The sequence below is a fragment of the Streptomyces lucensis JCM 4490 genome (genome assembly GCF_014650035.1).
Taxonomy (GTDB): Bacteria; Actinomycetota; Actinomycetes; order Streptomycetales; family Streptomycetaceae; genus Streptomyces; species Streptomyces lucensis.
This window is the reverse complement of the sequence record NZ_BMUE01000022.1, coordinates 1-19,726: the sequence shown is the minus strand read 5'-3', so window position 1 is coordinate 19,726 and position 19,726 is coordinate 1. Positions and strand designations below refer to the sequence as shown.

Below are 19,726 nucleotides of genomic sequence, written 5' to 3'. Positions count from 1 at the left end.
GGGGGACAGGAACAGTCCCACACGTGCCCATGTCATGCGCAGTCGGTCAGAAACCGCTCGATACCAGCTGACTTGTGTTCAGTCCGGCGGGCTGGAGCGGTTCCTTACCAACACTCGACGTGTGGTGACAATCGAGCGCGAGGGTGGCGACCGGGCGATGGACGACCACGGGCGCGGGGACGGCCCACGTCCGGCGGAGGGCGCCGGGCCGCCCGCCGGGCCACTGCCGTACGAAGGGGTGTGGCGGTTCACCGCGCCCGCCGTCGACGCCTCGGTCCCGCAGGCCCGGCGCGCGGTCCGCGACCTGCTGCTGCGCCAGGGCGTGCCGGTCTCCGACGACCTCTTGCACGGACTGCTGCTGATCGTCTCCGAGCTGGTGACCAACGCGGTCCGGCACGCGGCGCTGCTGTCGCCGATGCTGGCCGTGGAAGTGGCCGTCGGAGCCGAGTGGGTGCGGGTGTCCGTGGAGGACAACCACCCCTACCGCCCGACCGCCCTGGAGGCCGACCACGGCCGGACGGGCGGCCGCGGACTGCTCCTGGTGCGCGAGGTGACCCGGGAGGCGGGCGGGGTGGTCGACGTTGAGCACACGGCGAGCGGCGGCAAGGTGATCTGGGCCGCCGTCCCGCTCAAGCCGGCGACGCTGCCCTGACGGACCTCGCCGGCCCGGGCGGACCGTTCACCAGCCCGCGGACGCGCCCGTCAGTTCCCTGATCGCCGGGCGGGCCGCGTCCAGCACGGTCATGAACCACGCCGAGAACGGGTCGCGGGCGTGCCGCTCGGCCAGCTCGGCCGCCGTCACGAAGGCGGTGGCCCCGACCTCCTCCGGGTCCGGCGCGAGCGGGGCCTGCACCAGGCCCACGAACAGATGGTTGTACTCCTGCTCCACCAGGCCCGACGCCGGGTCCGGGTGGTTGTAGCGCACCGTGCCCGCCTCCGCCATCAGCGAGGGGGACGCGCCCAGCTCCTCGTGCGTGCGGCGGGCCGCCGCCGTGAACGGCGCCTCGCCGGGGTAGGGGTGGCCGCAGCAGGTGTTGGACCAGACACCGGGGGAGTGGTACTTGCCGAGCGCCCGCTGCTGCAGCAGCAGCCGGCCCCGCTCGTCGAAGAGGAACACCGAGAACGCGCGGTGCAGCAGCCCCGGCGGCTGATGGGCGGCGAGCTTCTCCGCGGTGCCGGTCGTCACGCCCTTCTCGTCGACCAGTTCCAGCAAAATCGCCTCTGCGGTGCCATTCGACGAGCTGTGCGTCGCGGTGGCAGGTGTGATCGGCATACCCATCCTTCGCCTCGGTCTTCGCACCCCAAGTCTGCCGTACGAATCCGGCACTCCCGGCACTTACCGGCACCTTCGCGCGCGGCGCGGCACCGGAAGCCGGACCCGGTGATCATCGTGCCCGGGGGCCGCCGCCGGGAACCTTCCGCGGGCGCCTTGCGGCGACGCCCGCGGTCAGTGGCACAGCCGTGCCTCGTGCTCGGCGTGCCCGCCCGGCTCCAGCTGGAAGGTGCAGTGCTCCACGTCGAAGTGGTCGCCGAGGCAGCCCTGCAGCTCGTGCAGCATCTTCTCGTTGCCGATGGCGTTCAGCAGTTCGGAACTGACCACCACGTGCGCGGACAGCACCGGCATGCCGGAGGTGATGGTCCAGGCGTGCAGGTCGTGGACGTCCTCCACCCCGTCCAGCTCCAGGATGTGGGCCCGGACCTGGGCCATGTCGACGTTCTTGGGAGCCGCCTCCAGCAGCACGTCCACCGTCTCGCGCAGCAGTTTGAGCGTCCTCGGGACGATCATCAGCCCGATCACCAGCGAGGCGATGGGGTCGGCCGGCTGCCAGCCCGTGGTCAGGATCACGGTCGCCGAGATCAGCACCGCCACCGAGCCGAGCGCGTCCGCGGCCACCTCCAGGAAGGCGCCGCGCACGTTGAGGCTCTCCTTCTGTCCCCGCATCAGCAGGACCAGCGAGACCGTGTTGGCGGCCAGGCCGAACAGGCCGAACGCGATCATCAGACCGCCCCGTGTGTCCGCCGGCGTCACGAACCGCTCGACCGCCTCGTACAGGACGTATCCGCCGACGCCGAGCAGCAGCAGGCAGTTGGCCAGCGCGGCGAGGATCTCGGCGCGGGCGTAGCCGAACGTGCGGTTGGTGCTCGGCGGGCGCGCCGCGAAGTGAATCGCGAGCAGGGCCATGCCGAGGCCCACCGCGTCGGTCGCCATGTGCGCCGCGTCCGCGATCAGCGCGAGCGAGTCCGCGGCCACACCGCCGACGACCTCGACGACCATGATCAGAAGCGTGATGCCCAGCGCGACGCGCAGCCGCCCCCGGTACGCGGCCGTGGCCGTACCCGTGGGCGGCGCGTGGGAATGCGCGTGCCCGTGGTCGTGCCCTGCCCCCATGACAACCGCCCTTCGTGTTCCGACAGGCGCCAGTGAACTACGGGCGGGGGGCAGCGGGCAACGCGGTACTGAACACCGTATTCATATGCTCTGACCTGCGTAAACGATGCGCAGGTCAGAGCGGTTCCGGCTCAGGCGCCGTGGTGCAGCCGCCAGCCCTGCCAGGCCGAGTCGACCATCTCCCGCACCCCGCGCCGGGCCCGCCAGCCCAGCACCTCGGCGGCCCGGCGCGCCGACGCGACGGCCCGCGGGGCGTCCCCCGGGCGGCGCCCCTCCACCACGGGAGCCCGGCGGTCCCCGGTGACCTCCCCGACCACCGTGATCAGTTCGCGCACCGAGACACCCTCGCCCCGGCCGATGTTCAGCGTCAGATCACCGGACAGGTCCCCGTCGGCGAGCCGCCGGGCCGCCGCCAGATGCGCCTCCGCGAGATCGGCCACGTGGATGTAGTCCCGCACGGCGGTGCCGTCCGGCGTCGGGTAGTCGTCGCCGAAGATCCGCGGGGCCTCGCCCCGGGTGAGCCGGTCGAAGACCATCGGCACGATGTTGAACACACCCGTGTCCGCGAGTTCCGGCGCCGCCGCGCCCGCCACGTTGAAGTACCGCAGGCACACCGTGGAGATCCCGTGGGCGCGCCCCGCGGCCCGCACCAGCCACTCCCCGGCGAGCTTGGTCTCGCCGTACGGGTTCACCGGGGCGCACGGGGTGTCCTCGGTGATCAGGTCCACGTCCGGGTTGCCGTACACGGCGGCCGACGAGGAGAAGACCAGCCGGCGGACGCCCGCCGCGGCGACGGCGTCCAGGAGCGTGGCGAGACCGCCGACGTTCTCCCGGTAGTAGCGGGTGGGCTCGGCCACGGACTCCCCGACCTGTTTGCGCGCCGCGAGGTGGACGACGCCCGTCACGCCGTACTCGGCGCACACCTGCCGCAGCCGGCCCCCGTCCAGCGTCGAACCCTCGACGAGCGGGACCCCGGCGGGCAGCCGCGCGGGCACCGCGGCCGACAGGTCGTCCAGCGCCACGACGCTCTCCCCGGCGCCCGCCATGGCCCGTGCCACGTGCGCCCCGATGTATCCGGCTCCGCCGGTGATCAGCCACGTCATGGTCGTCCACCCTATGCCGAGCCCTCCGGTGTCCCGGATGCCCGGGTCTGCCCCGGCGGGTTTGTGGGCCGGGCGCCGGATCCCCGATGATGATCGCGGCAAAGGCCCGGGCAGCCCGCGCGGACCGGGCAGTGAACGGCCGGTGAACACGGACTTCCGCCCATCGGATAGCCTCTGCCGACATGCCGCCCCGGTGCCGCAGGCAGGGCGCGCCCCAGCATGCAGTCCGGCGCCCGCGCGCCCGCACCCCAGGGAGTGAGTTCGGTTGCCGACCGCCATCGTCACGGGCCAGCCGGTCCCCGGGTCGTCGCTCGACGACGATCTGCGGTCCCTCGGCTTCGACGTCCTGGTGACAGAGAGCGCCGCCGAGACCGAGACCCTGCTCGCCTCCGTCCCCGCCGGGGACCGGGTGGCCCTGGTCGACGCCCGCTTCGTCGGCCACCCGCACGCGCTGCGCCTCGGCCTGACCGACCCGCGATTCCCGCTCGCCGCCGTGCCCGGCGCCGTCACCGCCCAGCCGGCCGCCCGGCAGGCGCTGACCCGGGCCGTGGCCCGCGAGACCTCCGCCGGCGGCAGCACCGCACTGGCGGTCGGCAGCCTCGCCGACCGCGTCGTCACCGCCCTCGACGCCGACGGCGGCCAGGTGCACCGCCCCGAGCTGGGCAGCCTGGTGGCCGCCGTACCCGCCGACCCCCAGGCCCGCAACGAGGCACGGCAGGCCGTCGCCGGCGTGGACGACGAGGCCGTGCGCCTGAAGTCCGCCGTGAAGTCCCGCGACGGCTTCTTCACCACGTTCTTCATCAGCCCCTACTCGCGCTACCTCGCCCGCTGGTGCGCCCGCCGCGGTCTGACCCCGAACCAGGTCACCACCGCCTCGCTGCTCACCGCCCTGATCGCGGCCGGCTGCGCGGCGACCGGCACGCGCGGCGGATTCATAGCGGCCGGCGTGCTGCTCATCGCCTCCTTCGTGCTGGACTGCACCGACGGCCAGCTCGCCCGCTACGCCCTGAAGTACTCCACGCTCGGCGCCTGGCTGGACGCCACCTTCGACCGGGCCAAGGAGTACGCCTACTACGCCGGACTCGCGCTGGGCGCGGCCCGCGGCGGCGACGACGTGTGGGCCCTCGCCCTCGGCGCGATGATCCTGCAGACCTGCCGGCACGTGGTCGACTTCTCCTTCAACGAGGCCAACCACGACGCCACCGCCAACACCAGCCCCACCGCCGCCCTCTCCGACAAGCTCGACAGCGTCGGCTGGACGGTGTGGCTGCGGCGGATGATCGTGCTGCCGATCGGCGAGCGGTGGGCGATGATCGCCGTCCTCACCGCGGTCACGACCCCGCGGATCACCTTCTACGTCCTGCTCGCCGGCTGCGCCTTCGCCGCGACGTACACCACGGCGGGCCGCGTGCTGCGCTCGGTGACCCGCAGGGCCCGCCGGACCGACCGCGCGGCGCAGGCGCTCGCCGACCTCGCCGACTCCGGCCCGATCGGCGAGATTCTGCGGCGGGTGGCCGGACGGGGCCTGCCGGGGCTGGCCGTGCCCGCCGTCGCCCTGCTCGGCGGCGCCGCCGTCGTCGCCTGCTCGGCCCTCACCGGCTTCGGCGGGGTGCTGCCGGTCGCCGGCGCCCTGTGCTACGTCGTCACCTCCGCACTCGCCGTCGCCCGGCCGCTCAAGGGCGCCCTGGACTGGCTGGTCCCGCCGATCTTCCGGGCCGCCGAGTACGGCACCGTGCTCGCGCTGGCCGTCGAAGCGGGGGTGAACGGGGCCCTTCCTGCCGCTTTCGGGCTGGTGGCCGCCGTCGCCTACCATCACTACGACACGGTGTACCGCATCCGCGGGAACGCCGGAGCGCCCCCGGCCCGGCTGGTGCGCGCCATCGGAGGGCATGAGGGCCGGACGCTGCTCGTCACCGTTCTGGCCGCGGTGCTCACCGCCTCGCAGTTCAAGGTCGCGCTCACGGTTCTCGCCGTGGCCGTCGCCCTGGTGGTGCTCGTCGAGAGCATCCGCTTCTGGGTGTCCGCTGGGGCGCCCGCCGTACACGATGAAGGAGAAACCGCATGATCGGCCTCGTGCTGGCGGCCGGCGCCGGAAGGCGTCTGCGCCCCTACACCGACACCCTCCCGAAGGCACTGGTGCCGGTGGGTCCCGAAGGCGCGGAGGACTCGATCACGGTTCTCGACCTCACCCTGGGCAACTTCGCCGAGATCGGCCTGACCGAGGTCGCGATCATCGTCGGCTACCGCAAGGAGGCCGTCTACGAGCGCAAGGCGGCCCTCGAGGCCAAGTACGGCGTCAAGCTCACCCTCATCGACAACGACAAGGCCGAGGAGTGGAACAACGCCTACTCCCTGTGGTGCGGCCGTGACGCCCTCAAGGACGGCGTGATACTCGCCAACGGGGACACCGTGCACCCGGTCTCCGTCGAGAAGACGCTGCTCGCCGCGCGCGGCGGGGACAAGAAGATCATCCTCGCGCTGGACACCGTGAAGTCCCTCGCGGACGAGGAGATGAAGGTCGTGGCGGACGCCGAGAAGGGCGTCCAGAAGATCACCAAGCTGATGGACCCGGCCGAGGCGACCGGCGAGTACATCGGTGTGACCCTGATCGAGGGCGACGCCGCGGCCGAGCTGGCCGACGCCCTGAAGACGGTCTGGGAGACCGACCCGCAGCAGTTCTACGAGCACGGTTACCAGGAGCTGGTCAACCGCGGCTTCCGCATCGACGTGGCGCCGATCGGCGACGTCCAGTGGGTCGAGATCGACAACCACGACGACCTCGCCCGCGGACGGGAGATCGCGTGCCAGTACTGACGCGGCTCATCCCGTCGCCGGTCGTCGTGGACATCCGTCCGGGTGCCCTGGACGACCTGGCGGACGTCCTCGCCGATCAGCGCATCGCCCAGTCCGGGAGGCTCGCCGTCGCCGTCAGCGGCGGCTCCGGCGCCCGGCTGCGCGAGCGCATCTCCCCCTCGCTGCCCGGGGCCACGTGGTACGAGGTCGGGGGCGGCACCCTCGACGACGCCATCCGGCTGGCCGGTGAGATGAAGTCCGGCCACTACGACGCGGTGGTCGGGCTCGGCGGCGGCAAGATCATCGACTGCGCCAAGTTCGCGGCGGCCCGTATCGGCCTGCCGCTGGTCGCGGTCCCGACGAACCTCGCCCACGACGGCCTGTGCTCGCCGGTCGCGACCCTCGACAACGACGCGGGCCGCGGCTCCTACGGCGTGCCGAACCCGATGGCGGTCGTGATCGACCTGGACGTGATCCGGGAGGCCCCGGCGCGCTTCGTGCGGGCCGGTATCGGCGACGCGATCTCCAACGTCAACGCGATCGCGGACTGGGAGCTGGCCAACCGGGTCAAGGGCGAGGACATCGACGGCCTGGCCGCCGCGATGGCCAGGCAGGCCGGCGAGGCCGTGCTGCGCCACCCGGGCGGCATCGGCGACAACGACTTCCTGCAGGTCCTCGCCGAGGCACTGGTCCTCAGCGGCATCGCGATGTCGGTGTCCGGTGACTCCCGCCCCTGTTCCGGGTCCTGCCACGAGATCAACCACGCCTTCGACCTGCTGTTCCCCAAGCGCGCCGCCGCCCACGGCGAGCAGTGCGGGCTCGGCGCCGCCTTCGCGATGCACCTGCGCGGGGCGCACGAGGAGTCGGCGTACATGGTCGAGGTGCTGCGCCGGCACGGGCTCCCGGTGCTGCCGGAGGAGATCGGCTTCACGGTGGACGAGTTCGTCCGCGCGGTGGAGTTCGCTCCCGAGACCCGGCCCGGCCGTTACACGATCCTGGAACACCTCGCCCTCAAGCCGAACCAGATCAAGGACTCCTACGCCGACTATGTCAAGGCCATCGGTAGCTGAACTCCGCCCGGTCGTCCACCCCGCCGGAGTCAAGGACCGGCGCAGCGGTGAGCACTGGGGGGGACGCCTCTACATGCGTGAGGTGTCGCTGCGCGTCGACCGCTACCTGGTGAACACCAGGGTCACGCCCAACCAGCTCACGTACCTGATGACCGTCTGCGGTGTGCTCGCGGCGCCGGCCCTGCTGGTGCCCGGGATCGCGGGCGCCGTCCTCGGGGTCGTCGCCACCCAGCTGTACCTGCTGCTGGACTGCGTCGACGGCGAGATAGCGCGCTGGCGGCAGCAGTACTCGCTGAGCGGCGTCTACCTCGACCGGGTCGGCGCCTACCTCACCGACGCGGCCGTCCTGGTCGGTCTCGGCCTGCGTGCCGCCGACCTGTGGGGCAGCGGCCGTATCGACTGGCTGTGGGCGTTCCTCGGCACCCTGGCGGCGCTCGGCGCCATCCTGATCAAGGCCGAGACCGACCTGGTCGGCGTCGCCCGCCACCAGACGGGCAAGCCACCGGTCCAGGAGGCGGCCTCCGAGCCGCGCTCCTCCGGCATGGCGCTGGCCCGCCGGGCCGCCGCCGCGCTCAAGTTCCACCGGCTGATCCTCGGCATCGAGGCCTCGCTGCTGATCCTGGTCCTCGCGATCGTGGACCAGGCCCGCGGCGACCTGTTCTTCACCCGCCTCGGCACGGCCGTCCTCGCGGGGATCGCCATGCTGCAGACCCTGCTGCACCTGGTGTCCATCCTCGCCTCCAGCAGGCTGAGGTGAGCGGCATGACGGCTTCCTCGAAGGTCGGCGCGGTCGTCATCACCATGGGCAACCGCCCCGACGAGCTGCGCGCCCTGCTCGACTCCGTCGCCGGGCAGGACGGCGCCCCCGTCGAGGTGGTCGTCGTCGGCAACGGCTCGCCCGTACCGGACGTCCCCGAGGGCGTACGGACCATCGAGCTGCCCGAGAACCTGGGCATCCCGGGGGGCCGCAACGTCGGCATCGAGGCCTTCGGCCCCGGCGGCCGCGATGTCGACATCCTGCTCTTCCTCGACGACGACGGACTGCTCGCCCGCAAGGACACCGCCGAGCTGTGCCGCGAGGCGTTCGCCGCCGACCCGCGGCTCGGCATCGTCAGCTTCCGCATCGCCGACCCCGTCACCGGCGAGACCCAGCGCCGGCACGTGCCCCGGCTGCGCGCCTCCGACCCGATGCGCTCCTCCCGGGTCACCACCTTCCTCGGCGGCGCCAACGCGGTCCGCACCAAGGTCTTCGCCGAGGTCGGCGGGCTCCCGGACGAGTTCTTCTACGCCCACGAGGAGACCGACCTGGCATGGCGGGCCCTCGACGCGGGCTGGATGATCGACTACCGGTCCGACATGGTGCTCAACCACCCGACGACCGCGCCCTCGCGGCACGCGGTCTACCACCGCATGGTCGCCCGCAACCGGGTCTGGCTCGCCCGCCGCAACCTGCCCGCCCTCCTGGTCCCGGTCTACCTCGGGGTCTGGATGCTGCTCACCCTGCTCCGCCGTCCCTCCCGGCCTGCCCTCAAGGCCTGGTTCGGCGGATTCCGGGAAGGCTGGAGGACGCCGTGCGGCCCGCGCCGCCCGATGCGCTGGCGTACGGTGTGGCGACTCACCCGACTGGGCCGGCCGCCGGTCATCTGACAAGCTCGACCTGACAGGCGCGACCGCCGCACGGCACACGACCACGAGTCGGCCGGTGCGGCGGCGCCGAAGCAGACGAACCCGAAGAGGAAAGTTTCCACCCGTGAGTGAGACCACGCACGACGGCACGGTCGCGGTGACCGCCGCCCCGTCGCCCGACGAGGGGCTGACGGCGGCCGAGCTCGCCGCCAAGTACGGCCTCTCCGTGAGCGGCGCCCGGCCCTCGCTCGGCAGTTACGTCCGTCAGCTGTGGGGGCGCCGCCACTTCATCCTCGCCTTCTCCCAGGCGAAGCTGACCGCGCAGTACAGCCAGGCCAAGCTCGGCCAGCTCTGGCAGGTGGCGACGCCGCTGCTGAACGCGGCCGTCTACTTCCTCATCTTCGGGCTGATCCTGCACGCCGGCCGGGGCATGTCCAAGGACGTGTACATCCCGTTCCTGGTCACGGGCGTGTTCGTGTTCACCTTCACGCAGAGTTCGGTGATGTCGGGCGTCCGCGCCATCTCCGGCAACCTCGGCCTGGTCCGCGCCCTGCACTTCCCGCGCGCCTCGCTGCCCGTCTCCTTCTCGCTGCAGCAGCTCCAGCAGCTGCTGTTCTCGATGATCGTGCTGTTCGTCGTGGCGATCGGCTTCGGCAGCTACCCGAGCCCGTCGTGGCTGCTGATCGTGCCGGTGCTGGCGCTGCAGTTCCTGTTCAACACCGGGCTCGCGATGATCGTGGCCCGGATGGGCGCCAAGACCCCGGACCTCGCGCAGCTGATGCCGTTCCTGCTGCGCACCTGGATGTACGCCTCCGGCGTCATGTTCTCCATCACCAAGATGCTGGAGGGGCGGCCGGAGTGGATCGCCCGCCTGCTGCAGGTGAACCCGGCCGCGGTGTACATGGACCTGGTGCGGTTCGCGCTGATCGACGGCTACGGCGCCTCGAACCTGCCGCCGCACGTGTGGGCCATCGCCCTGTTCTGGGCCGTGGCCGTGTTCGCCGGCGGCTTCGTGTACTTCTGGAAGGCGGAGGAGCGGTACGGCCGTGGCTGAGCAGAACTCCGAGTACGGCGTGGACCCGCGCCCGACGGTCATCGCGGACGACCTCCACATCGTCTACCGGGTCAACGGGGCCAAGACCGGCAAGGGCAGCGCGACGGCCGCCCTGAGCCGGATACTCAAGCGCGGCGAGGAGCGCGGCGTACGCAAGGTGCACGCCGTGCGCGGCGTGTCGTTCGTCGCCCGCCGCGGCGAGGCCATCGGCCTCATCGGCTCCAACGGCTCGGGCAAGTCCACCCTGCTGCGGGCCATCGCCGGCCTGCTGCCCCCGGAGAAGGGCAAGGTCTACACCGACGGCCAGCCCTCCCTGCTGGGCGTGAACGCGGCGCTGATGAACGACCTGACCGGCGAGCGGAACGTCATCCTGGGCGGCCTGGCCATGGGCATGTCCCGGGAGCAGGTCAAGGAGCGCTACCAGGGCATCGTCGACTTCTCGGGCATCAACGAGAAGGGCGACTTCATCACCCTGCCGATGCGCACCTATTCCTCCGGCATGGCGGCGCGTCTGCGCTTCTCCATCGCCGCCGCCAAGGACCACGACGTCCTCATGATCGACGAGGCCCTGGCCACCGGCGACCGCAAGTTCCAGAAGCGCTCGGAGCAGCGCATCCGGGAACTGCGCAAGGAAGCCGGAACGGTGTTCCTCGTCAGCCACAACAACAAGTCGATCCGCGACACCTGCAACCGTGTGCTGTGGCTGGAACGCGGCGAACTGCGCATGGACGGGCCCACCGAAGAGGTCCTGAAGGAATACGAGAAGTTCACGGGCAAGTAGCCCGTTTCGGCCAGGGCCCCGCCGGCAACCTTCCGGCGGGGCCCTGCGTCTGCAAAGGAAGCATCAACTCCGCCTGGCGCAAGGAATCTTGACGCCGATCGGTGCGTTGTTGTGATGTGCAGGACACCCCGGCGGCCCGGGGCGCGTTGTACAACGTAAGCTGTGACGGCGCCGGAAAGCGGCAAGTGGGGCGATAATACGCGACACCCTCCGTCGGGGCGGCCCCGCGCATTGCCGGGCGGCGTGTCCGAAATAGTGTGTATTGGATCGGCAGTGTAGAACGGGAGATGTGACGGCAATGGCTACGGAAACTCCCCAGCTCAACGCAGCACGTGCCGTCCCAGCCCCGGGCAGCGCCCGATGACGGCCGCCGTCACGGCGCCGGACGCGGAACGCGCCACCCTGGACAAGGCCGCGAGCGAGAACTTCCCCGTGGCCCCCTTCTTCCTGCCCAGGACCTGGCGCGGCGACCTGGTGGCCGTCTACGGTTTCGCCCGCCTCGTGGACGACATCGGCGACGGCGACCTCGCGCCCGGCGGGGCCGACGCCCGGCTGCTCGGCGTGCCGGACGCCGGGGCCGGGGACCGCCTGCTCCTCCTCGACGCCTTCGAGGCGGACCTGTGCCGCGTCTTCGACGGCACCCCGCGCCACCCGCTGCTGCGCCGCCTGCAGCCCACCGTCCGCCGCTGCCGGCTCACTCCGGAGCCCTTCCTCGGCCTGATCGCCGCCAACCGCCAGGACCAGCTCGTCACCCGGTACGAGACCTACGACGACCTGCTCGCCTACTGCGAACTGTCGGCCAACCCCGTCGGCCGCCTCGTCCTCGCCGTCACCGGGACCTCGACGCCCGAACGGATCCGGCTGTCCGACGCGGTCTGCACCGCCCTGCAGATCGTGGAACACCTCCAGGACGTCGCCGAGGACCTCGGCCGTGACCGGATCTACCTGCCCGCCGAGGACATGAAGCGCTTTCATGTGCAGGAAGCTGACATCGCGGCGAAAACCACGAGCGCGTCGGTGCGCGCCCTGGTTGCATACGAGGCGCAACGCGCCCGCGATCTGCTGAATGAAGGCGCCCCCCTGGTGGGTAGCGTCCACGGCAGGCTGAAGTTGCTGCTCGCGGGGTTCGTGGCGGGGGGAAGGGCGGCGATCGACGCGATCGCCGCCGCCGACTACGACGTACTTCCCGGCCCGCCCCGGCCCCGCAAGGGCCGGCTGCTGCGTGAGGCGGGCGTGATCCTGCGAGGAAAGGGGTGATCCGGACCGTGGACTCTCCGCCACGCGTGTCCGCACCGGTACTCGCCGCCTACAGCTACTGCGAGACCGTCACCGGGCAGCAGGCCCGGAACTTCGCCTACGGCATCCGGCTGCTGCCGGCGGCCAAGCGCCGCGCCATGTCGGCGCTGTACGCGTTCTCCCGGCGCGTGGACGACATCGGCGACGGAGAACTGGCCGGCGAGGTCAAGCTCACGCGGCTGGAGGAGACCCGGGCCCTGCTCGCCCGCGTCCGGGAGGGCGCGATCGAGGAGGACCACACCGACCCGGTGGCCGTCGCCCTCGCCCACGCCGCGCGCACCTTCCCGATCCCGCTCGGCGGCCTCGACGAACTGATCGACGGCGTCCAGATGGACCTGCGCGGGGAGACCTACGAGACCTGGGACGACCTGAAGGTCTACTGCCGGTGCGTCGCCGGCGCCATCGGCCGGCTCTCGCTCGGCGTGTTCGGCACCGAACCCGGGGCGCGGGGCGCCGAGCGCGCACCGGAGTACGCCGACACCCTCGGCCTGGCGCTGCAGCTCACCAACATCCTCCGGGACGTCCGCGAGGACGCGACGGGCGGCCGCACCTACCTGCCCGCCGACGACCTCGCCAAGTTCGGCTGCACGGCCGGCTTCGACGGGCCGGCCCCGCCGGAGGGCTCCGACTTCCCCGGCCTCGTGCACTTCGAGGTGCGACGGGCCCGCGCCCTCTTCGCCGAGGGCTACCGGCTGCTGCCCATGCTCGACCGGCGCAGCGGCGCGTGCGTGGCCGCCATGGCCGGTATCTACCGCAGGCTGCTGGACCGCATCGAGCGCGACCCGCAGGCCGTGCTGCGCGGCCGGGTCTCGCTGCCCGGACGCGAGAAGGCGTACGTCGCCGTGCGCGGCCTGTCCGGCCTCGACACCCGGCACGTGACCCGCCACCCGTCCCGGCGGACCGTCAGGAGGCGCGCCTGATGCACCCGTGCGGACCGGCCGGCACCCGGCAGGCAACCCGTCGCCACGGCGTGGCGTCCCTGACTGCGACACCCGGGCGTGCACCGTTCATCCAGCACGTCCGGCACGCACGGAAGGACGCGAGATGAGCGACGGCCCACGCCCGGCGCAGGCGCACGCCGGCACCCCGCGGCCGGCGGGCCGCAGCGCCGTCGTGGTCGGCGGCGGACTCGCCGGCGTCACCGCGGCGCTCGCGCTGGCCGACGCGGGCGTCCGCGTCACCCTGTTCGAAGGGCGGCCCCGGCTCGGCGGCCTCGCCTTCTCCTTCCGGCGCGGTGAGCTGACCGTGGACAACGGCCAGCACGTCTACCTGCGCTGCTGCACCGCCTACCGGTGGTTCCTCGACCGGATCGGCGGCGCCGCGCTGGCACCGCTGCAGGACCGTCTCGACGTGCCCGTAGTCGACGCCGCCAGGCCCGAGGGCAGACGGCTCGGCCGGCTGCGGCGCGACCCGCTGCCCGTCCCCCTCCACCTGGGGCGCAGCCTGGCCGCCTATCCGCACCTCTCGCTCGCCGAACGCGCGGCCGTCGGGCGGGCCGCGCTCGCGCTCAAGGGCCTCGACCTCACCGATCCCGCCCTGGACGCACAGGACTTCGGCAGCTGGCTGGCCGCGCACGGCCAGTCGGCGCGCGCCGTCGAGGCCCTGTGGGACCTGGTCGGGGTCGCCACCCTCAACGCCGTCGCGGGCGACGCCTCGCTCGGGCTCGCCGCGATGGTGTTCAAGACCGGTCTGCTGTCCGACCCGGGAGCGGCCGACATCGGCTGGGCCCACGTCCCGCTGGGCGAACTGCACGACCGGCTGGCCCGCAAGGCGCTCGACTCGGCGGGCGTCCGTACCGAGGTCCGTACACGCGTCACCTCCGTCCTCCACAACGGAAACGGGGGCTGGAGCGTTCAGGTGCCCGGCGAGCGGCTCGAAGCCGACGCGGTCGTGCTCGCCGTGCCCCAGCGCGAGACCCACGGCCTGCTGCCGCCCGGCGCCCTGGACGCTCCCGAACGGCTGCTGGACATCGGCACCGCGCCGATCCTCAACGTCCACGTCGTCTACGACCGCAAGGTGCTCGCGCGGCCCTTCTTCGCGGCCCTCGGCACCCCGGTGCAGTGGGTCTTCGACCGCACCGGCGCCGCCGGACTCAGGACCGGCCAGTACCTGGCGCTGTCCCAGTCGGCCGCGCGGGACGACATCGACGCCCCGGTCGCCGAACTGCGCCGGCGCTACCTGCCCGAGCTGCGGCGGCTGATCCCGGGCACCCGCGGGGCCGTGGTGAAGGACTTCTTCGTGACCCGGGAGCGCGCCGCCACGTTCGCCCCCGCCCCCGGCGTCGGGCGACTGCGGCCCGGCGCCCGCACCAAGGCCCCCGGCCTGTACCTGGCCGGAGCGTGGACCGCCACGGGGTGGCCCGCGACCATGGAGAGCGCGGTCCGCAGCGGAGTGAGCGCGGCCGACGCCGCGCTCGGCGCCCTGGGCCGGCCCCGTCCCCGCCGCCTCTTCGCCCTGGAGGAGGCGGCCTGATGCACGATCAGCAGGACGCGGCGGCGGCAGGCTCCCGCACGTCCGGTACCGCAACAAGAGGAGAGACTGTGCCCACTGTTCCCCCGGCCTCGAAGCCCGCTCCACGGGCCGCGGTGGACGTGACCGCGCTGCTGGAGCGCGGCCGGACCTTGGCCACACCGGTCCTGCGTTCGGCCGTCGACCGCCTGGCGCCCCCCATGGACACCGTCGCCGCCTACCACTTCGGCTGGATCGACGCCGCCGGCAACCCGGCCGACGGCGACGGCGGCAAGGCCGTGCGTCCCGCGCTCGCCGTGCTCTCCGCGGAGGTCACCGGCGCCGGGCCCGAGGTGGGCGTCCCGGGCGCGGTGGCCGTCGAACTCGTGCACAACTTCTCGCTGCTGCACGACGACCTGATGGACGGCGACGAGCAGCGCCGGCACCGCGACACGGTCTGGAAGGTGCACGGCCCCGCCCAGGCCATCCTGGTCGGCGACGCCCTGTTCGCCCTCGCGGGCGAGGTGCTGCTGGAACTCGGTACCGTCGACGCCGGCCGCGCCACCCGCCGCCTGACCACCGCGACCCGCGCCCTGATCGACGGTCAGGCGCAGGACATCTCCTACGAGCACCGCGACCGCGTCAGCGTCGAGGAGTGCCTGGAGATGGAGGGCAACAAGACCGGCGCGCTCCTCGCCGCGTCCAGCTCCATCGGCGCCGTCCTCGGCGGGGCGGACGACGCGACCGCTGACGCGCTGGAGCGGTACGGCTACCACCTCGGACTCGCCTTCCAGGCGGTCGACGACCTGCTCGGCATCTGGGGCGACCCGGACGCCACCGGCAAGCAGACCTGGAGCGATCTGCGCCAGCGCAAGAAGTCCCTGCCGGTGGTGGCCGCGCTCGCGGCGGGCGGCCCCGCCTCCGAGCGGCTCGGCGACATCCTCGCCGCCGACGCCAAGAGCAGCGACTTCGCGAACTTCTCCGAGGAGGAGTTCGCCGCCCGCGCCGCCCTCATCGAGGAGGCGGGCGGACGCGAGTGGACGGCGGACGAGGCACGCCGCCAGCACACCATCGCCATCGAGGCCCTCGACGCCGTCGACATGCCCGGCCGGGTGCGGGACTCCTTCACGGCGCTCGCCGACTTCGTCGTCGTACGCAAGAGATGAGCCCTGGCGGCTCGACAGGCCTCGCGTAGTCGCCGGCCGGTGTGACGGGACACGGCACACCGGCCGACGGCGGACCCACAGCAGCACGACTCGCACGACTGCACGAAGGGGAAGCCATGACAGCGACGACCGACGGAAGTGCCGGGGCGACCCTCCCGCCCCGAGCTGCCGCGGCCAGCGACACCACTCTCACCACCCCCGTGGCGGCCGGGGTTCGGGAAGCCGCCGCACACGCCGCGAGGCGCGCCACCGACTTCCTGCTCGCCCGGCAGGACGCCCAGGGCTGGTGGAAGGGCGACCTGGAGACGAATGTCACCATGGACGCCGAGGACCTGCTGCTCCGTCAGTTCCTCGGCATCGGCGACGAGGCGACGACCGAGGCCGCCGCCAGGTTCATCCGCGGGGAGCAGCGCGAGGACGGCACCTGGGCCACCTTCTTCGGCGGACCCGGTGAACTGTCCACCACCATCGAGGCCTACGTGGCCCTGCGCCTGGCCGGCGACGCGCCCGACGCCCCGCACATGGCGAAGGCGTCGGCCTGGGTCCGCGAGCGCGGCGGCATCGCCGCCGCCCGCGTCTTCACCCGTATCTGGCTCGCCCTGTTCGGCTGGTGGAAGTGGGAGGACCTGCCCGAACTCCCGCCCGAGCTGATCTGGTTCCCCACCTGGCTGCCGCTCAACATCTACGACTTCGGGTGCTGGGCCCGGCAGACCATCGTGCCGCTCACCATCGTGTCCGCCAAGCGTCCCGTCCGCCCGGCCCCCTTCCCGCTGGACGAGCTGCACACCGACCCGGCCCGCCCCAACCCGCCGAGGCCGCTGGCCTCGCCGCTGAGCTGGGACGGCGCCTTCCAGCGCATGGACAAGGTCCTGCACCGGCTGCGCAAGGTCGCCCCGCGCCGGGTGCGCGGGGCCGCGATGAACTCGGCCGCCCGCTGGATCATCGAGCGGCAGGAGAACGACGGCTGCTGGGGCGGCATCCAGCCTCCCGCCGTGTACTCGATCATCGCCCTGTACCTGCTCGGCTACGACCTCGAGCACCCCGTGATGCGCGAGGGCCTCGCCTCGCTGGACCGTTTCGCCGTGTGGCGCGAGGACGGGGCCCGCATGATCGAGGCCTGCCAGTCGCCGGTCTGGGACACCTGCCTCGCCGCCATCGCGCTCGTCGACGCGGGACTTCCCGTCGATCACCCGCAACTGGTCAAGGCGGCCGACTGGATGCTCGGCGAGGAGATCGTCCGTCCCGGCGACTGGGCCGTGAAACGCCCCCAGCTCCCGCCGGGGGGCTGGGCGTTCGAGTTCCACAACGACAACTACCCCGACATCGACGACACCGCGGAGGTCGCCCTCGCGCTGCGCCGGGTCAGGCACCACGACCCCGAGCGCGTGGACCGGGCCATCGGGCGGGCCGTGCGCTGGAACCTCGGGATGCAGTCGCGCAACGGCGCGTGGGGCGCCTTCGACGTGGACAACACCAGCCCGTTCCCCAACCGCCTGCCGTTCTGCGACTTCGGCGAGGTCATCGATCCGCCGTCCGCCGACGTCACCGCGCACGTGGTGGAGATGCTGGCCGCCGAGGGCCTGGCCCACGACCCGCGCACGCGGCGCGGCATCGACTGGCTGCTCGCCGAACAGGAGCCCGACGGCTCCTGGTTCGGCCGCTGGGGCGTCAACTACCTGTACGGCACCGGGTCCGTGCTGCCCGCGCTGACCGCGGCCGGGCTGCCCGGCTCCCATCCGGCGATCCGGCGGGCCGTGACCTGGCTGGAGAGCGTCCAGAACGACGACGGCGGCTGGGGCGAGGACCTGCGCTCCTACAAGTACGTCAGGGAGTGGAGCGGCCGCGGCGCCTCCACCGCCTCGCAGACCGCGTGGGCGCTGATGGCGCTGCTCGCAGCGGGCGAGAAGGACTCCGGGGCCGTCGAGCGGGGCGTGCGGTGGCTGGCGGAGACCCAGCGCGAGGACGGCACCTGGGACGAGCCGTACTTCACCGGCACCGGCTTCCCGTGGGACTTCTCCATCAACTACCACCTGTACCGGCAGGTCTTCCCGCTCACCGCGCTCGGCCGGTACCTGCACGGCGACCCTTTCGAGCGGAACCTGCTCGGCACGGCGCACAAGGTCCCCTCGCGGGTCAAGGGGGCCTGATGTGAGACCCGAGCCCGCCCCGGCACCGCTGCTGATCGCCTGCGCGCTCGGCATCGAGCACCTCGCCCTGCGCACCGGCGACAGCGGCGGGGCCGGCGGGCCGTACACCGTCGTCCGTACGGGCATGGGCCCGAAGGCGGCGGAACGCTCCGTCAGCCGGCACCTCGGCACCGGGGCGCTGGCCGGCGCGGCCGTCCTGGCCACCGGCTTCTGCGCCGGACTCGCCCCGGGCATGCACCCCGGCGACCTGGTCGTCGCCGAGGAGACCCGGGATCCGCGCGGGAGCGTTCCCTGCGTGGGCACCGAGCTGCTGGCCAAGGAACTCGGGCGCCTGCTGCCCGGCCGCACGGTCCACACCGGTCCGCTCACCGGCTCCGGCCACGTCGTGCGGGGGCACGAGAGGTCCGGCCTGTTCGCGACCGGCGCGATCGCGGTCGACATGGAGTCGGCGGCCACCCTCCTGACCGCCGTCCGCGCGGGTGAGCGCCCCGTTGCGGCCGTCCGGGTGGTCGTGGACGCCCCCGAACACGAACTCGTCCGGATCGGCACGGTACGCGGTGGAATATCGGCTTTCCGCGTTCTTCGTTCTGTACTGCCCGCTTTTTTCGAATGGCACCGTTCTTTGCTGCTCCCCCGGAGGTGAGCCAGATGGCCATGCCGTTGCGTCAGTCCATCAAGGTCGCTACATACCTGGCCGAACAGAGGATCCGCAGGCGGGACAAGTTTCCGCTCATCGTGGAGCTCGAACCGCTGTTCGCGTGCAACCTCAAGTGCGAGGGCTGCGGCAAGATCCAGCACCCGGCGGGAGTGCTCAAGCAGCGCATGCCGGTCGCCCAGGCGGTGGGCGCGGTCCTGGAGTCCGGTGCCCCGATGGTCTCCATCGCCGGCGGCGAACCGTTGATGCACCCTCAGATCGACGAGATCGTGCGGCAGCTGGTGGCGAGGAGGAAGTACGTCTTCCTGTGCACCAACGCGCTGCTGATGCGCAAGAAGATGGACAGGTTCAGGCCGTCGCCGTACTTCGCCTTCGCGGTGCACATCGACGGGCTGCGCGAGCGGCACGACGAGTCCGTCGCGAAGGAGGGCGTGTTCGACGAGGCGGTGGAGGCCATCAAGGAGGCCAAGCGGCGCGGCTTCCGGGTGACCACCAACTCCACCTTCTTCAACACCGACACCCCGCAGACCGTCATCGAGGTGCTCAACTTCCTCAACGACGACCTCAAGGTCGACGAGATGATGATCTCGCCCGCCTACGCCTACGAGAAGGCCCCCGACCAGGAGCACTTCCTCGGCGTCGAGCAGACCCGCGAGCTGTTCCGGAAGGCCTTCGCGGGCGGAAACCGCAGGAAGTGGCGGCTCAACCACTCCCCGCTCTTCCTGGACTTCCTGGAGGGCAGGGTCGACTTCCCGTGCACCGCGTGGGCGATCCCCAACTACTCGCTCTTCGGCTGGCAGCGCCCCTGCTACCTGATGAGCGACGGCTACGTGCCGACGTACCGCGAACTCATCGAGGAGACCGACTGGGACAAGTACGGCCGCGGCAAGGACCCGCGCTGCGCCAACTGCATGGCGCACTGCGGCTACGAGCCCACCGCCGTCCTCGCCACGATGGGCTCGCTGAAGGAGTCCCTGCGGGCGATGCGCGAGACCGTCTCCGGGAACCGGGAGTGAGGCGGTGACCGCCGTCCCCCTGGGCCTTCCCGAGGTACCGGCCCGTCCGGTCGCGCCGCGGCGCACGTCGCGGCGGATCCACGTCGGGCCGGTGGCGGTCGGGGGCGGGGCCCCCGTGTCGGTGCAGTCGATGACGACGACCCGCACGTCGGACATCGGCGCGACGCTCCAGCAGATCGCGG

At 72.4% G+C, this 19,726-nt stretch carries 20 protein-coding genes; 17 read left to right on the top strand and 3 right to left on the bottom strand.

What is annotated here, in order from left to right; genetic code table 11:
* Nucleotides 1-157: 157 nt before the first annotated feature.
* Nucleotides 158-652 (top strand): ATP-binding protein, encoded by a 495-nt coding sequence (locus tag IE177_RS32210; protein WP_190019064.1) that lies wholly within the window; start codon nt 158-160, stop codon nt 650-652.
* Between the two features lie 27 nt (nt 653-679).
* Here IE177_RS32210 and idi read toward each other — a convergent pair whose 3' ends face one another.
* The 3 genes from idi to galE form a co-directional block, all read right to left on the bottom strand.
* Nucleotides 680-1,273 carry an isopentenyl-diphosphate Delta-isomerase gene (gene idi, locus IE177_RS32205; RefSeq protein ID WP_190019010.1) on the bottom strand — a complete coding sequence of 198 codons (594 nt, stop codon included), beginning with the start codon at nt 1,271-1,273 and terminating at the stop codon, nt 680-682.
* Nucleotides 1,274-1,447: 174 nt separating this feature from the next.
* Nucleotides 1,448-2,389 carry a cation diffusion facilitator family transporter gene (locus IE177_RS32200; RefSeq protein WP_190019009.1) on the bottom strand — a complete coding sequence of 314 codons (942 nt, stop codon included), beginning with the start codon at nt 2,387-2,389 and terminating at the stop codon, nt 1,448-1,450.
* Between the two features lie 131 nt (nt 2,390-2,520).
* Nucleotides 2,521-3,492, bottom strand: coding sequence for a UDP-glucose 4-epimerase GalE (galE, locus tag IE177_RS32195; RefSeq protein ID WP_190019008.1), 972 nt, complete (start codon nt 3,490-3,492; stop codon nt 2,521-2,523).
* Nucleotides 3,493-3,757: 265 nt separating this feature from the next.
* Between galE and IE177_RS32190 the strand changes: the two genes are divergently transcribed.
* The 16 genes from IE177_RS32190 to IE177_RS32120 all read left to right on the top strand — a co-directional run.
* A complete protein-coding gene (locus IE177_RS32190) occupies nt 3,758-5,557 on the top strand; it encodes a DUF5941 domain-containing protein (RefSeq protein ID WP_190019007.1) in 1,800 nt (599 codons plus the stop codon).
* Nucleotides 5,554-6,306 (top strand): phosphocholine cytidylyltransferase family protein, encoded by a 753-nt coding sequence (locus IE177_RS32185; RefSeq protein ID WP_190019006.1) that lies wholly within the window; start codon nt 5,554-5,556, stop codon nt 6,304-6,306. The genes IE177_RS32190 and IE177_RS32185 overlap by 4 nt, the downstream gene beginning before the upstream one ends.
* A complete protein-coding gene (locus tag IE177_RS32180; protein ID WP_190019005.1) occupies nt 6,294-7,355 on the top strand; it encodes an iron-containing alcohol dehydrogenase family protein in 1,062 nt (353 codons plus the stop codon). The genes IE177_RS32185 and IE177_RS32180 overlap by 13 nt, the downstream gene beginning before the upstream one ends.
* Complete coding sequence (locus tag IE177_RS32175) at nt 7,333-8,112, top strand: CDP-alcohol phosphatidyltransferase family protein (RefSeq protein ID WP_190019004.1); 780 nt, start codon at nt 7,333-7,335, stop codon at nt 8,110-8,112. Before IE177_RS32180 ends, IE177_RS32175 begins: the two co-directional genes overlap by 23 nt.
* Before the next feature lie 5 nt (nt 8,113-8,117).
* Nucleotides 8,118-9,002, top strand: a complete 885-nt coding sequence (locus IE177_RS32170) for a glycosyltransferase family 2 protein (RefSeq protein ID WP_190019003.1) — start codon at nt 8,118-8,120, stop codon at nt 9,000-9,002.
* A 103-nt stretch (nt 9,003-9,105) separates the two neighbouring features.
* Nucleotides 9,106-10,035 (top strand): ABC transporter permease, encoded by a 930-nt coding sequence (locus IE177_RS32165; protein WP_190019002.1) that lies wholly within the window; start codon nt 9,106-9,108, stop codon nt 10,033-10,035.
* Nucleotides 10,028-10,816, top strand: a complete 789-nt coding sequence (locus tag IE177_RS32160) for an ABC transporter ATP-binding protein (protein ID WP_190019001.1) — start codon at nt 10,028-10,030, stop codon at nt 10,814-10,816. Before IE177_RS32165 ends, IE177_RS32160 begins: the two co-directional genes overlap by 8 nt.
* Before the next feature lie 360 nt (nt 10,817-11,176).
* The gene (gene hpnC, locus IE177_RS32155) at nt 11,177-12,073 is read left to right on the top strand and encodes a squalene synthase HpnC (RefSeq protein ID WP_190019000.1); all 897 of its coding nucleotides are present in this window, start codon (nt 11,177-11,179) and stop codon (nt 12,071-12,073) included.
* On the top strand, nt 12,070-13,032 hold the full coding sequence (gene hpnD / locus IE177_RS32150; RefSeq protein WP_190018999.1) for a presqualene diphosphate synthase HpnD: 963 nt from the start codon (nt 12,070-12,072) through the stop codon (nt 13,030-13,032). The genes hpnC and hpnD overlap by 4 nt, the downstream gene beginning before the upstream one ends.
* Nucleotides 13,032-13,160 (top strand): DUF6380 family protein, encoded by a 129-nt coding sequence (locus IE177_RS35875; protein WP_373305218.1) that lies wholly within the window; start codon nt 13,032-13,034, stop codon nt 13,158-13,160. Before hpnD ends, IE177_RS35875 begins: the two co-directional genes overlap by 1 nt.
* Nucleotides 13,157-14,584, top strand: a complete 1,428-nt coding sequence (gene hpnE, locus IE177_RS32145) for a hydroxysqualene dehydroxylase HpnE (RefSeq protein ID WP_190018998.1) — start codon at nt 13,157-13,159, stop codon at nt 14,582-14,584. Before IE177_RS35875 ends, hpnE begins: the two co-directional genes overlap by 4 nt.
* Nucleotides 14,584-15,726 (top strand): polyprenyl synthetase family protein, encoded by a 1,143-nt coding sequence (locus tag IE177_RS32140; protein ID WP_190018997.1) that lies wholly within the window; start codon nt 14,584-14,586, stop codon nt 15,724-15,726. The genes hpnE and IE177_RS32140 overlap by 1 nt, the downstream gene beginning before the upstream one ends.
* Nucleotides 15,727-15,842: 116 nt before the next feature.
* A complete protein-coding gene (gene shc / locus IE177_RS32135; RefSeq protein ID WP_190018996.1) occupies nt 15,843-17,873 on the top strand; it encodes a squalene--hopene cyclase in 2,031 nt (676 codons plus the stop codon).
* A gap of 1 nt (nt 17,874) precedes the next feature.
* Nucleotides 17,875-18,516, top strand: coding sequence for a phosphorylase family protein (locus IE177_RS32130; RefSeq protein WP_190018995.1), 642 nt, complete (start codon nt 17,875-17,877; stop codon nt 18,514-18,516).
* A gap of 5 nt (nt 18,517-18,521) precedes the next feature.
* The gene (gene hpnH / locus IE177_RS32125; protein ID WP_190018994.1) at nt 18,522-19,544 is read left to right on the top strand and encodes an adenosyl-hopene transferase HpnH; all 1,023 of its coding nucleotides are present in this window, start codon (nt 18,522-18,524) and stop codon (nt 19,542-19,544) included.
* 4 nt (nt 19,545-19,548) lie between these two features.
* Nucleotides 19,549-19,726 (top strand): flavodoxin-dependent (E)-4-hydroxy-3-methylbut-2-enyl-diphosphate synthase (locus IE177_RS32120; protein ID WP_190018993.1); only part of this gene is annotated, 178 nt, incomplete at its 3' end.